Genomic DNA, 13,272 nt, shown 5'->3' with positions numbered 1-13,272 from the left:
GTAAAAGAGCCATGCCAAAACGTACAGATATAAAAAGTATCCTGATTCTGGGTGCGGGCCCGATTGTTATCGGTCAGGCGTGTGAGTTTGACTACTCTGGCGCGCAAGCATGTAAAGCCCTGCGCGAAGAGGGTTACCGCGTCATTCTGGTGAACTCCAACCCAGCGACCATCATGACCGACCCGGAAATGGCCGATGCGACCTACATCGAGCCGATTCACTGGGAAGTGGTACGCAAGATTATTGAAAAAGAGCGTCCGGACGCGGTGCTGCCAACGATGGGCGGTCAGACAGCGCTGAACTGTGCGCTGGAGCTGGAGCGTCAGGGCGTGCTGGAAGAGTTCGGCGTCACCATGATTGGTGCTACCGCCGATGCGATTGATAAAGCCGAAGACCGCCGCCGTTTCGACGTGGCGATGAAGAAAATCGGTCTGGAAACTGCGCGTTCCGGTATTGCACACACCATGGAAGAAGCGCTGGCAGTTGCCGCTGAAGTGGGCTTCCCGTGCATTATTCGTCCATCCTTTACTATGGGTGGTAGCGGTGGCGGTATTGCTTATAACCGCGAAGAGTTTGAAGAAATTTGCGCCCGCGGTCTGGATCTCTCTCCGACCAAAGAGCTGCTGATTGATGAGTCGCTGATCGGCTGGAAAGAGTACGAGATGGAAGTGGTGCGTGATAAAAACGACAACTGCATCATCGTCTGCTCTATCGAAAACTTCGATGCGATGGGCATCCACACCGGTGACTCCATCACTGTCGCGCCAGCCCAAACGCTGACCGACAAAGAATATCAAATCATGCGTAACGCCTCGATGGCGGTACTGCGTGAAATCGGCGTTGAAACCGGTGGTTCCAACGTCCAGTTTGCGGTGAACCCGAAAAATGGTCGCCTGATTGTTATCGAAATGAACCCGCGAGTGTCCCGTTCTTCGGCGCTGGCGTCGAAAGCCACCGGTTTCCCGATTGCCAAAGTGGCGGCGAAACTGGCGGTGGGTTACACCCTCGACGAGCTGATGAACGACATCACCGGCGGGCGTACTCCGGCCTCCTTCGAGCCGTCCATCGACTACGTGGTGACTAAAATTCCTCGCTTCAACTTCGAGAAATTCGCCGGTGCTAACGACCGTCTGACCACTCAGATGAAATCGGTTGGCGAAGTGATGGCGATTGGTCGCACGCAGCAGGAATCCCTGCAAAAAGCCCTGCGCGGCCTGGAAGTCGGTGCGACTGGTTTTGACCCGAAAGTCAGCCTGGACGACCCGGAAGCGCTGACCAAAATCCGCCGCGAACTGAAAGACGCAGGCGCAGAGCGTATCTGGTACATCGCCGATGCTTTCCGTGCGGGCCTGTCTGTAGACGGCGTCTTTAACCTGACCAACATTGACCGCTGGTTCCTGGTACAAATTGAAGAACTGGTGCGTCTGGAAGAGAAAGTGGCGGAAGTGGGCATCACTGGCCTGAACGCTGACTTCCTGCGCCAGTTGAAACGCAAAGGCTTTGCCGATGCGCGTCTGGCTAAACTGGCGGGCGTGCGCGAAGCGGAAATCCGCAAGCTACGCGACCAGTATGACCTGCACCCGGTCTACAAACGTGTGGATACCTGTGCGGCAGAATTTGCCACCGACACCGCGTATATGTACTCCACCTATGAAGAAGAGTGCGAAGCGAATCCGTCTACCGACCGTGAAAAAATCATGGTGCTTGGCGGCGGCCCGAACCGTATCGGTCAGGGTATCGAATTCGACTACTGCTGTGTACACGCCTCGCTGGCGCTGCGTGAAGACGGTTACGAAACCATTATGGTTAACTGTAACCCGGAAACCGTCTCCACCGACTACGACACTTCCGACCGTCTCTACTTCGAGCCGGTAACCCTGGAAGATGTGCTGGAAATCGTGCGTATTGAGAAGCCGAAAGGCGTTATCGTCCAGTATGGAGGTCAGACCCCGCTGAAACTGGCGCGCGCGCTGGAAGCCGCTGGCGTACCGGTTATCGGCACCAGCCCGGATGCTATCGACCGTGCGGAAGACCGTGAACGCTTCCAGCATGCGGTTGACCGTCTGAAACTGAAGCAACCGGCGAACGCCACTGTTACCGCTATTGAAATGGCGGTTGAGAAAGCGAAAGAGATTGGCTACCCGCTGGTGGTGCGTCCGTCTTACGTTCTCGGCGGTCGGGCGATGGAAATCGTCTATGACGAAGCTGACCTGCGTCGTTACTTCCAGACGGCGGTCAGCGTGTCTAACGATGCGCCAGTGTTGCTGGACCACTTCCTCGACGACGCGGTAGAAGTGGATGTGGACGCCATCTGCGACGGCGAAATGGTTCTGATTGGCGGCATCATGGAGCATATCGAGCAGGCGGGCGTGCACTCCGGTGACTCTGCATGTTCGCTGCCAGCCTACACTTTAAGTCAGGAAATTCAGGATGTGATGCGCCAGCAGGTGCAGAAACTGGCCTTCGAATTGCAGGTGCGCGGCCTGATGAACGTGCAGTTTGCGGTGAAAAACAACGAAGTCTACCTGATTGAAGTTAACCCGCGTGCAGCACGTACCGTACCGTTCGTCTCCAAAGCCACCGGCGTACCGCTGGCAAAAGTGGCGGCGCGCGTGATGGCTGGCAAATCGCTGGCTGAGCAGGGCGTAACTAAAGAAGTTATCCCGCCGTACTACTCGGTGAAAGAAGTAGTGCTGCCGTTCAACAAATTCCCCGGCGTTGACCCGCTGTTAGGGCCAGAAATGCGTTCTACCGGGGAAGTGATGGGCGTGGGCCGCACCTTCGCTGAAGCGTTTGCCAAAGCGCAGCTGGGCAGTAACTCCACGATGAAGAAACACGGTCGTGCGTTGCTCTCCGTGCGTGAAGGCGATAAAGAACGCGTGGTTGACCTGGCGGCAAAACTGCTGAAACAGGGATTCGAGCTGGATGCGACCCACGGCACAGCGATTGTGCTGGGCGAAGCAGGCATTAATCCGCGTCTGGTGAACAAGGTGCATGAAGGTCGTCCGCACATTCAGGACCGTATCAAGAATGGCGAATATACCTACATCATCAACACCACCTCAGGCCGTCGCGCGATTGAAGACTCCCGCGTGATTCGTCGCAGTGCGCTGCAATATAAAGTGCATTATGACACCACCCTGAACGGTGGTTTCGCTACCGCGATGGCGTTGAATGCCGATGCGACCGAGAAGGTCATTTCGGTGCAGGAAATGCACGCGCAAATCAAAAAATAATCACTGGCGGTTAATAAAATAATATAGGCCGCTAAGTAAATAATCAGAACGGTTCTCAATTGAGGGCCGTTTTTTTATGCGCAGTACAAATTTTCGCGAATCGGTTTTAATACACAATTTGAACCTAATAATCAGGATATAGCTCACACATATGGATCATTAAGTCGCATACTATCAATATATCCACAATTTTAATATGGTCTTGATTAATATATAGACAAGCCATGACAAGATTTCTAATTAGTGCAACTGGAGTTCCTATGTGTGAAGGATATGTTGAAAAACCACTCTACTTGTTAATTGCCGAATGGATGATGGCAGAAAACAGATGGATTATTGCAAGAGAGATCTCTATTCATTTTGATATTGAACACAGCAAGGCAATAAATACCCTGTCTTATATTTTGGGTGAAGTTGCTGAAATTAGCTGTGAAGTGAAAATGATCCCCAATAAGCTGGAGGGGCGAGGGTGCCAGTGTCAGCGCCTGGTAAAAGTGGTTGATATCGATGAGCAAATTTACGCCCGCCTGCGACATAACAGCCGGGAAAAAGTCGTCGGTGTCAGAAAGACGCCGCGTATTCCTGCCGTTCCACTCACGGAACTTAACCGCGAGCAGAAGTGGCAGATGATGTTGTCAAAGAGTATGCGCCGTTAATTTTGTCTCGTTGATACCGGGCGTCCTGCTTGCCAGATGCGATGTTGTAGCATCTTATCCAGTAACCAGGTCGCATCCGGCAAGATCACCGCTTTGGCGCCACATCCGTCGTCCCCTGCAAACGGGGACGATTTTCCTCCATTTGTCTCAACGGCTGCGTTTCATGTAACGCTACATGGCAGCGGCCGACAAGATCCTGATACTCTTTGGTATTCAACTGCTTCCAGTGTAACTCGTCGTCACTAACACTGCGTACAGCGCGGGCAGGCGTGCCCATCAACAACTGGCGTTTCTCGCCGCTAAAGCCCGCTTTGACAAAGCTCATGGCGGCAACAATGCTCTCTTCGCCAATGACCGCGCCATCCATAATCACGCTGTTCATCCCGACCAATGCATCGCGACCAATCACACAACCATGCAGGATCGCTCCGTGCCCGATATGGCCGTTTTCCCCAACGATGGTGTCAGTGTCGCAGTAGCCATGCATAATGCAGCCATCCTGAATATTGGCTCCCGCTTGCACGATCAACCGCCCGTAGTCACCACGCAGTGAGGCGAGTGGGCCGATGTAGACACCGGCTCCCACAATCACATCGCCAATCAATACTGCACTGGGATGGACAAACGCCGTCGGGTGAACCACCGGAATTAACCCTTCAAAGGCGTAATAGCTCACGGTTGTTAACGTCCTTTCCACACCGGATCGCGCTTCTCGGCAAACGCCAGTGGCCCTTCAATGGCATCTTCCGAATGCAGAACCGATGGATAGTGTTTCAACACGCCGCTGCGAATATAGCGATACGCTTCTTCTACTGGCATTTCGCTGGTGGTGCGGTAGATCTCTTTCAGCGCTGCGATCGCCAGTGGTGCGCTGTCAACGAGTTGCTGTGCCAGTTCGCGGGCGTTATCCATCAGCTCCGCCTGGCTAACCACGCGGTTGACTACCCCCCAACGCAGCGCCTCTTCTGCGCCCATTCTTCTGCCGGTCATTACCATTTCATTGACGATGGCAGGTGGCAGGATCTTCGGCAGACGCAGCACGCCGCCGCTGTCAGGAACGATGCCCAGTTTGGCTTCCGGCAGGGCGAAGCTGGCGTTATCGGCACAGACAATAAAATCTGCCGCCAGTGCCAGTTCAAAGCCGCCGCCAAAGGCGTAGCCGTTCACAGCTACGATTACTGGTTTGTCGAGATTGAAAATTTCGGTTAATCCCGCAAAACCACCTGGACCAAAGTCAGCATCCGGTGCTTCGCCTTCTGCTGCCGCTTTTAAATCCCAGCCCGCGGAAAAGAATTTCTCTCCGGCACCGGTAATAATGGCGACGCGTAATTGTGGATCGTCACGGAAATTTAGAAATACTTCGCCCATTTCAAAGCTGGTTTTTGCATCAATAGCATTCGCTTTTGGGCGATCAAGGGTAATTTCCAGAATTGATCCATTGCGGGTCAGATGTAATGATTCACTCATTCCTTTTCTCCATTTTTGCTTTTTCAGGGACGACAACACCCCTGCAAAAAAATGCATATTATTTTTGAACGTGATTATTACCAGACAGAGTAGTACCCTGCTGTAGTGTTTATTTCAGCGCCTTTCTGATTATTTTTCCCGAGCAATTACGTGGCAGATCTTTTCTGATCTCCAGATAAGAGGGCACTTTAAATTTCGCCATATTCTGCTCGCAGAAGCAGAAGAACTCCTCTTCGCTCAATGTTTCACCTTCATTCAGCACCACAAATGCTTTGATAGCTTCATCACGAATCGAATCTTTAATACCAACAACTACGATGTCCTGAATTTTCGGATGTGCGGCGATAATATTTTCCAGCTCCACGCAGGAGACATTCTCGCCACCGCGTTTAATCATATTGCAGCGGCGATCGACGAAATAAAAAAAGCCCTCTTCGTCGCGGTATCCGGTATCGCCAGTGTGCAGCCAGCCATCGGCTTCCAGGACTCTGGCAGTGGCTTGCGGGTTAAGAAAATATTCTTTGAAGATGGTTTTCCCTGGTACGCCTTTAATGCAGATTTCACCGATCTCACCTGCCGGGAGCGGTCGATTGTGATCGTCGCGGATCTCCGCTTCGTAGCAAAATCCTGCACGGCCAATTGACGGCCAGCGTCGTTTATCGCCGGGGCGATCGCCGATAATGCCAACAATGGTTTCCGTCATCCCATAAGACGTCAGCAAGCGGACGCCAAAGCGTTCACAAAATGCGTCCTTTTCCTGCTCCGACAGGTTGAGATAAAACATCACTTCCCGCAGATGGTGTTGCCGATCGTTCACAGAAGGCGGCTGCACCATCAAGGTACGGATCATCATCGGAATGCATTCGGTAACGGTGGCGCGGTACTTTTGTACCTGTCCCCAGAAGGCGCGGGCGCTGTATTTCTCGACCAGCACAAAAGTGGCTCCGGCAGAAAACGCCGCCATCGCCGCAGTACACTGACAATCGATATGAAACGCAGGCATTACTGTCAGGTAGATGTCATCGTCACGCAGTGCACACTGCCAGGCGGAGTAATATCCGGCGAAGCGCAGGTTGTAATGGGTAATCACCACCCCTTTCGGCCGGGAAGTGGTACCGGAGGTAAAGAGAATTTCCGCCGTATCGTCAGTCGATAGCGGCGGTGCATAGCACAAGGTTACAGGTTGTTGATTTTTCAGTTGAGTAAACGAACTCACGCCATCATCAGCGGGAAGCTCCACATCTGTCAGGCAAATGTGCCGCAGTTGCGTGGCATCTTCCTGCTGAATCTGTTGATACATTGGATAGAACTGCGCACTGGTCACCAGCAGGCACGCCTGGCTATTTTGCAGGATCCACGCGCTTTCTTCGCGCAACAGGCGGGCGTTAATCGGCACCATAATTGCGCCAATTTTTACCAGCCCGAACCAGCAAAAGATAAATTCCGGGCAGTTGTCGAGATGTAGAGCAACCTTGTCGCCTTTGCGAATCCCCAGCGTATAAAACAGGTTTGCCGTGCGGTTAATTTCCTGATTTAACTCAAGATAACTGTACCGGTTAACGACTCCGCCGCTGGATTCACAAATCAACGCCGTTTTATGACCGTAAATGTCAGCCAGATCGTCCCACATTTGACGTAGATGTTGTCCGCCAATGATATCCATTGCACCTCTATCCATTTTAGTCATTTGTTATTGGGCGGGCGCTAGTCAGACAAGCCGACTGACGCCACGCGTTTAGTCCTCAACTTTGGCCAGACCTTTGCTGACCAACTCCTGAATGTCGTTTTCGCTGTAGCCGATGGTTTTCAAAATGGCTGCCGTGTCCATGCCATGTGATGGCATTCCGCGCCAGATTTGGCCTGGGTTATTTTTGAATTTCGGCATCACGTTTGGCCCTTTGCAGGTGCGACCATCCATTGTTTGCCACTGGGTGATTGATTCACGGGCCACATACTGTGGATTGCTTTCCAGTTCCGGTACGGTCAGCACTTTGGCGCAGGCGATATTCAGTTCGGCAAAGCGTTCTTTTACTTCTGCGATGGTATGTGTCGCCAGCCAGGCATCGAGTTTCTCTTCTACCAGTGGGCCGTAAGGGCATTCGATACGGTGGATAAGCTGAGTGCCTTCCGGGATTTCCGGCGTACCGAGCAGATGTGCGAGGCCAATATCTTTAAAACATTCTGCAATCTGAGTAATGCCTACCAGTTCCATTACGATGTAGCCGTCGGCGCATTTGTACAGACCGCAACCTGCATAGTAGGGATCTTTACCTTTGGTCATGCGCGGGCACATTTCGCCGCCGTTGAAGTAATCCATCATGAAGTACTGGCCCATACGCAGCATCACCTCATACATGGCGATGTCGATACTTTCGCCTTTACCGGTTTCACGCACTTTATGCAGTGCTGCCAGCGCCGCAGTGGTTGCGGTCAGGCCAGAAAAGTAATCGGCGGTATACGGGAAGGCAGGCATTGGCTGGTCAACATCACCGTTCTGAATCAGGTAACCACTGAAGGCCTGGGCGATGGTGTTATAGGCCGGAAGATTGGTGTACTCCTCGGTGCCGTACTGACCAAAACCGGACAGGTGAGCGATAACCAGTTTCGGGTTGTGCTGCCACAGGACTTCATCGGTAATGCCACGACGGGCAAAGGCCGGACCTTTACTGGCTTCGATGAAGATATCGGTGGTTTCCATTAATTTCAGAAACGCTTCGCGGCCTTCATCTTTGAAGATATTTAACGACAGCGCGTGCAAATTGCGGCGGGAGAGCTGCGGGTAGTTCGGTTGAACGCGAATGGTGTCGGCCCAGGCGACGTTCTCGATCCAGATAACTTCCGCCCCCCATTCTGCGAACATTTGCCCTGCGAACGGTCCGGCGATTTCGATACCGGAGAAGACAACGCGCAATCCGGCCAGCGGCCCGAATTTCGGCATGGGTAGATGATCCATTATTAGCTCCTGAAAAATTTGGTTATGCCTGATAAGACGCAACAAGCGCCCTATCAGGTTGCGCATTGACTTAACGGTATTGCTTCAGCACCGCGCGACCCAGCGTCAGGATCTGCATTTCGTCAGATCCTCCGGAAACGCGGTCTACACGCAGGTCACGCCAGAAGCGGCTGATGCGGTGGTTGCCCGCAATCCCGACACCGCCCAGCACCTGCATTGCGCTATCCACCACTTCAAATGCCGCATTGGCGCAGAAGTATTTGCACATCGCTGCATCGCCAGAGGTGATGGTGCCGTTGTCTGCTTTCCACGCTGCTTCATACAGCATGTTTTTCATGGAGTTTAATTTGATCGCCATGTGGGCGAATTTTTCCTGAATCAACTGGAAACGACCAATAGCCTCGCCAAACTGCACGCGCTGGTTGGCGTAGCGCGCCGCATCTTCAAAGGCGCACATCGCCGTACCATAGTTGGTGAGAGCTACCAGGAAACGTTCATGGTCGAACTCTTCTTTGACGCGGTTAAAGCCGTTACCTTCCCGACCGAACATGTCTTTCTCGTCCAGTTCCACATCGTCAAAGGTGATTTCACAGCAGCTATCCATACGCAGACCGAGCTTCTCAAGTTTGGTCACTTTGATGCCCGGTTTGCTCATATCAACAAACCATTCGGTGTAGACAGGTTTGTCCGGAGAAGCCCCGTCACGCGCCATCACCACGATGTACGGGGTGTAGGCGCTGCTGGTAATAAAACACTTACTACCATTAAGATAAATCTTACCATTTCTACGGGTATAAGTCGTTTTCAGGCTACCCACGTCAGAGCCAGCCCCTGGTTCGGTAATCGCTGAGTTCCACATCTGCTTACCAGTACCACGAAACGCCATAATCTTGTCGATCTGCTCTTGTGTGCCTTCGCGCAGGAAGGTGTTGAATCCACCCGGCAACTGGTACAGCACGTAGGTTGGTGCCCCCAAACGACCCAATTCCATCCACACGGCGGCGAGGGTGACAAAACCTGCGTCCAGCCCGCCGTGCTCTTCCGGGATAAGCAGGCTGTCGATACCCATATCTGCCAGTGCTTTGACAAAACGTTCCGGGTAGACGCTGTCACGGTCGCACTCGGCAAAATAGGCCTCCCAGTTTTCGCTGGCCATCAGTTCGCGGATACCGGCGACAAACAGTTCCTGCTCATCATTTAAATTAAAATCCATCTTTCAACCTCTTGATATTTTGTGGGTTAATTAATCTTTCCAGTTCTGTTTCGCGTCTTTAATAAAGGAGAGCGTCACCATAATATTGACGAAGAACAGCGGGCATCCTCCGGCGATAATGGCGGTTTGAATCGGTTTCAGGCCGCCGAGCGCCAACAGAACGATGCCGATAATGCCGACCAGAATTGACCAGCCGATACGCACCAGCAGCGGTGGTTCTTCGCCGTCGCGCACTTCGCGGCAGGTGGACATCGCCAGGGTGTAAGAGCAGGCATTAATCAGGGTAACGGTGGCAATAAAGCAGAGAATGAAGTAGCCCCACATGGTGGCAGTGCTGAGCGGCAGAGCGGCCCAGGTTTCGATGATGGCGCGCGCGACACCGTACTGTTCGATCAGATTTGGAATGTTGATGATGTTTTTATCCATCAACAGCAGAGTGTTACTGCCGAGTATAGTCCACAGGATCCAGGTGGATGCTGTCAGCCCCATCACCATACCGAAGCACAGTTCACGCACGGTACGACCACGGGAGATGCGGGCAAGGAAGATACTCATCTGGATAGCGTAAATTACCCACCATGCCCAGTAGAATACGGTCCAGCCCTGCGGGAAGCCGCCTTTGCCAACGGCATCGGTATAGAACAACATGCGCGGCAGATACATCAGCAACATCCCCACCGAGTCGGTGAAGTAGTTCATGATGAAGCTGGCGCCGCTGACGATAAATACCCAGCCGAGCATCAGGAAACTCAGATAGCTGCGCACATCGCTGGCGATTTTTACCCCTTTTTGCAGACCACAGGCCACGCAGATAGCGTTGAGGATGATCCAGCAGGTAATGATAATGGCGTCCAGTTGCAGGGTATGCGGAATACCAAACAACCACTGCATACACTCGGTTACCAGCGGCGTGGCAAGACCCAGACTGGTGCCCATTGCGAAGATCAGTGCTACCAGATAGAAGTTATCGACGATAGTGCCAAACAAGCCTTTGGCATGTTTTTCACCCACCAGCGGCACCAGAGTGGAGCTGGGGCGAATCACATCCATTTTGCGGACAAAGAAGAAGTACGCGAAGGCGACGGAAAGGAAGCTGTAAGTGGCCCACGGTAGAGGTCCCCAGTGGAACAAACTGTAGGCCAGCCCCAACTCTTTCGCGCCAGTGGAGTTTGGCTCTAAAGCAAATGGTGGCGTGGAGATGTAGTAGTAGATCTCAATTGACCCCCAGAACAGTACTGCGGCAGAGGTACAGGAGGCGAACATCATAAAGATCCAACTGGCGGTACTGAACTCGGGCGGTTCGTTACCTAAACGCTTTTTGGCATACGGGCCGAATACCAGCCAGAACCAGCCGAAAAGCATTACCACCATATACCATTCAAATGCCCATCCCCATACATTGGTGACGTAACTGAATACAGCATTAATAACGACATTCGCCGCATCCAGATCTCTGACTGTAAGCCAACAAAGTATGCCAACGATTATTAATGGCGGAAAGAACACCTTCGGTTCTATTCCCGTTTTTTTCTTTTCTTTTGTCATGAGTTAATTCCACTGTAAAAATAAATATTTATTTGGCGTTCCCGTTTGTTTTATTTTTGTTAACATTTAATATAATTATTATTAACCTCGTGGACGCGTTAATGGCTAACTCATAATGGGTATTCAATGGGTTGCATTCTGTGATGTAAATCACGGTTTTTTATCGAGTAAAAATAGGGTGTCTTTGTGCAAATATTCATTATTAATCAATAATATGTGTTTGATTGTGAGTGAAAAAATAGCATCTGACTTTCAATATTGGTGATCCATAAAACAATATTGAAAATTTCTTTTTGCTACGCCACGTTTTCAATATTGGTGAGGAACTTAACAATATTGAAAGTTGGATTTATCTGCGTGTGACATTTTCAATATTGGTGATTAAAGTTTTATTCCCGAATTAAAGGACGTGATATCTGTAATTAACACCACCGATATGAACGACGTTTCCTTCATGATTTCTGGAGATGCAATGAAGATTATTACTTGCTATAAGTGCGTGCCTGATGAACAGGATATTGCGGTCAATAATGCTGATGGTTCATTAGACTTCAGTAAAGCCGATGCCAAAATAAGCCAATACGATCTCAACGCTATTGAAGCGGCTTGTCAGTTAAAACAGCAGGCGGCAGAAGCGCAGGTGACGGCCTTAAGTGTGGGCGGTAAAGCCCTGACCAACGCCAAAGGGCGTAAAGATGTGCTATCACGCGGTCCGGATGAACTGATTGTGGTGATTGATGACCAGTTCGAGCAGGCACTGCCGCAACAAACGGCGACTGCACTGGCTGCAGCCGCCCAGAAAGCAGGGTTTGATCTGATCCTCTGCGGCGATGGTTCTTCCGACCTTTATGCCCAACAGGTTGGTTTGCTGGTGGGCGAAATCCTCGATATTCCAGTCGTTAACGGTGTCAGCAAAATTATTTCCCTGACGGCAGATACCCTCACCGTTGAACGCGAACTGGAAGATGAAACAGAAACGTTAAGCATTCCGCTGCCTGCGGTTGTTGCTGTTTCCACTGATATCAACTCCCCACAAATTCCTTCGATGAAAGCCATTCTCGGCGCGGCGAAAAAGCCAGTCCAGGTATGGTCGGCGGCGGATATTGGCTTTAACGCCGTGGAAGCCTGGTCTGAACAACAGGTTGCCGCACCGAAACAACGCGAGCGTCAGCGCATCGTGATTGAAGGCGACGGCGAAGAACAGATCGCCGCATTTGCTGAAAATCTTCGCAAAGTCATTTAATTACAGGGGATGCTATGAACACGTTTTCTCAAGTCTGGGTATTCAGCGATACCCCTTCTCGTCTGCCGGAACTGATGAACGGTGCGCAGGCTTTAGCTAATCAAATCAACACATTTGTCCTCAATGATGCCGACGGCGCACTGGCAATCCAGTTTGGCGCTAATCATGTCTGGACATTAAGCGGCAAACCGGACGATCGGATGATCGAAGATTACGCCGGTGTCATGGCTGACACTATTCGCCAGCACGGCGCAGACGGTCTGGTGCTGTTGCCGAATACCCGTCGCGGCAAATTACTGGCGGCAAAACTGGGTTACCGCCTTAAAGCGGCGGTTTCGAACGATGCCAGCGCCGTTAGCGTGCAGGACGGTAAAGCGACAGTGAAACACATGGTTTACGGCGGTCTGGCGATTGGCGAAGAACGCATTGCCACGCCGTATGCGGTACTGACCATCAGCAGCGGCACGTTTGATGCGGCTCAGCCAGACGCGTCACGTACTGGCGAAACACACACCGTGGCGTGGCAGGCTCCGGCGGTGGCGATTACCCGCACGGCAACGCAGGCGCGCCAGAGCAACAGCGTCGATCTGGATAAAGCCCGTCTGGTGGTCAGCGTCGGTCGCGGCATTGGCAGCAAAGAGAACATTGCGCTGGCAGAACAGCTTTGCAAGGCGATAGGTGCGGAGCTGGCCTGTTCTCGTCCGGTGGCGGAAAACGAAAAATGGATGGAGCACGAACGCTATGTCGGTATCTCCAACCTGATGCTGAAACCTGAATTGTACCTGGCGGTGGGGATCTCCGGGCAGATCCAGCACATGGTTGGCGCTAACGCGTCGCAAACTATTTTCGCCATCAACAAAGATAAAAATGCGCCGATCTTCCAGTTCGCGGATTACGGCATTGTTGGTGACGCCGTGAAGATCCTTCCGGCGCTGACCGCCGCTTTAGCGCGTTGATCC

The 13,272-nt window shown here is 52.0% G+C and carries 10 protein-coding genes; 4 read left to right on the top strand and 6 right to left on the bottom strand.

Annotation, left to right across the window (positions count from 1 at the left end; all coding sequences use genetic code 11):
* Positions 1–11 precede the first annotated feature (11 nt).
* Both carB and caiF read left to right on the top strand, forming a co-directional pair.
* Positions 12–3,236: a carbamoyl-phosphate synthase large subunit gene (gene carB, locus K0335_RS10945; RefSeq protein WP_001126395.1), complete on the top strand. Its 3,225-nt coding sequence runs from the start codon at positions 12–14 to the stop codon at positions 3,234–3,236.
* 260 nt (positions 3,237–3,496) lie between these two features.
* Positions 3,497–3,892 carry a carnitine metabolism transcriptional regulator CaiF gene (gene caiF / locus K0335_RS10940; protein WP_000333114.1) on the top strand — a complete coding sequence of 132 codons (396 nt, stop codon included), beginning with the start codon at positions 3,497–3,499 and terminating at the stop codon, positions 3,890–3,892.
* An 85-nt stretch (positions 3,893–3,977) separates the two neighbouring features.
* Here caiF and caiE read toward each other — a convergent pair whose 3' ends face one another.
* The 6 genes from caiE to caiT form a co-directional block, all read right to left on the bottom strand.
* A complete protein-coding gene (gene caiE, locus K0335_RS10935) occupies positions 3,978–4,568 on the bottom strand; it encodes a carnitine operon protein CaiE (protein WP_104918211.1) in 591 nt (196 codons plus the stop codon).
* A 5-nt stretch (positions 4,569–4,573) separates the two neighbouring features.
* The gene (gene caiD / locus K0335_RS10930) at positions 4,574–5,359 is read right to left on the bottom strand and encodes a crotonobetainyl-CoA hydratase (protein WP_104919951.1); all 786 of its coding nucleotides are present in this window, start codon (positions 5,357–5,359) and stop codon (positions 4,574–4,576) included.
* A gap of 109 nt (positions 5,360–5,468) precedes the next feature.
* The gene (gene caiC / locus K0335_RS10925) at positions 5,469–7,022 is read right to left on the bottom strand and encodes a crotonobetaine/carnitine-CoA ligase (RefSeq protein ID WP_160193839.1); all 1,554 of its coding nucleotides are present in this window, start codon (positions 7,020–7,022) and stop codon (positions 5,469–5,471) included.
* A 72-nt stretch (positions 7,023–7,094) separates the two neighbouring features.
* Complete coding sequence (caiB, locus tag K0335_RS10920; protein ID WP_000349945.1) at positions 7,095–8,312, bottom strand: L-carnitine CoA-transferase; 1,218 nt, start codon at positions 8,310–8,312, stop codon at positions 7,095–7,097.
* Between the two features lie 70 nt (positions 8,313–8,382).
* Positions 8,383–9,525, bottom strand: coding sequence for a crotonobetainyl-CoA dehydrogenase (caiA, locus tag K0335_RS10915; protein ID WP_000347117.1), 1,143 nt, complete (start codon positions 9,523–9,525; stop codon positions 8,383–8,385).
* A gap of 30 nt (positions 9,526–9,555) precedes the next feature.
* Entirely contained in the window at positions 9,556–11,070 is a 1,515-nt protein-coding gene (gene caiT / locus K0335_RS10910) for an L-carnitine/gamma-butyrobetaine antiporter (protein WP_219393821.1), read from the bottom strand.
* 472 nt (positions 11,071–11,542) lie between these two features.
* Between caiT and K0335_RS10905 the strand changes: the two genes are divergently transcribed.
* Both K0335_RS10905 and K0335_RS10900 read left to right on the top strand, forming a co-directional pair.
* A complete protein-coding gene (locus K0335_RS10905; RefSeq protein WP_000692219.1) occupies positions 11,543–12,313 on the top strand; it encodes an electron transfer flavoprotein in 771 nt (256 codons plus the stop codon).
* 14 nt (positions 12,314–12,327) lie between these two features.
* Positions 12,328–13,269 carry an electron transfer flavoprotein subunit alpha/FixB family protein gene (locus K0335_RS10900; RefSeq protein WP_104919954.1) on the top strand — a complete coding sequence of 314 codons (942 nt, stop codon included), beginning with the start codon at positions 12,328–12,330 and terminating at the stop codon, positions 13,267–13,269.
* Positions 13,270–13,272: the final 3 nt, after the last annotated feature.

The organism is Escherichia sp. GZ89 (assembly GCF_019366485.1).
GTDB classification, from domain to species: Bacteria; Pseudomonadota; Gammaproteobacteria; order Enterobacterales; family Enterobacteriaceae; genus Escherichia; species Escherichia fergusonii.
This window is presented reverse-complemented; position numbering and strand designations above follow the sequence as displayed.

Bases quoted from the DNA above. Each gene is read 5' to 3' on its own strand.
- carB (WP_001126395.1), top strand. From the start codon at position 12: ATGCCAAAACGTACAGATATAAAAAGTATCCTGATTCTGGGTGCGGGC.
- caiF (WP_000333114.1), top strand. From the start codon at position 3,497: ATGTGTGAAGGATATGTTGAAAAACCACTCTACTTGTTAATTGCCGAA.
- caiD (WP_104919951.1), bottom strand. From the start codon at position 5,359: ATGAGTGAATCATTACATCTGACCCGCAATGGATCAATTCTGGAAATT.
- caiC (WP_160193839.1), bottom strand. From the start codon at position 7,022: ATGGATATCATTGGCGGACAACATCTACGTCAAATGTGGGACGATCTG.
- caiB (WP_000349945.1), bottom strand. From the start codon at position 8,312: ATGGATCATCTACCCATGCCGAAATTCGGGCCGCTGGCCGGATTGCGC.
- caiA (WP_000347117.1), bottom strand. From the start codon at position 9,525: ATGGATTTTAATTTAAATGATGAGCAGGAACTGTTTGTCGCCGGTATC.
- caiT (WP_219393821.1), bottom strand. From the start codon at position 11,070: ATGACAAAAGAAAAGAAAAAAACGGGAATAGAACCGAAGGTGTTCTTT.
- K0335_RS10905 (WP_000692219.1), top strand. From the start codon at position 11,543: ATGAAGATTATTACTTGCTATAAGTGCGTGCCTGATGAACAGGATATT.
- K0335_RS10900 (WP_104919954.1), top strand. From the start codon at position 12,328: ATGAACACGTTTTCTCAAGTCTGGGTATTCAGCGATACCCCTTCTCGT.